This window comes from Bradyrhizobium sp. WSM4874 (assembly GCF_055811835.1).
In genome coordinates, this window is record NZ_JBVVPR010000217.1 from 1 (window position 1) to 421 (window position 421).

Sequence of the window (421 nt, forward strand, 5' to 3'; positions counted from 1 at the left end):
GTGATCGCTGCGCTGACGGCGGCCTTGTCCTTGATGACGCCGTTGGCGAAAGACATGACGAGGCTTGCGCGTGCCCGTTCCAACCATGGTTCGAGCTCTATGTGAGCCTTCTTGCGGATCATCGCATGGAAAGCGGCTATGATCTCTCGAGCTTCCACCAGAAGAGGAACGCCTTGCTCGATCGCCGCAATGGTGACGGTCTCTGACCTTGATAGTGTATCGCGGCCATTGGTCATCAGGCGGGCGATAGTTCTCGCGGACGGTACGCGCTGCAGGCTCTGAGCATCGGGCATTTCGGCACGCCGACGGCGTGTCGCCCATTCGGTAACGACTCGCACCGAGCCTCTAAATCCCTGCGCCTTGAGGCAACGCCACAGGTCGGCGCCATTACAATGACCAGCGGCCCACTGAACATCGAGCC

General features: G+C 60.3%; 1 pseudogene. It reads right to left on the reverse strand.

Annotation, left to right across the window (positions count from 1 at the left end):
• Window positions 1-421, reverse strand: a pseudogene (locus AC0L3P_RS40095) (ISL3 family transposase); the annotation flags it as partial.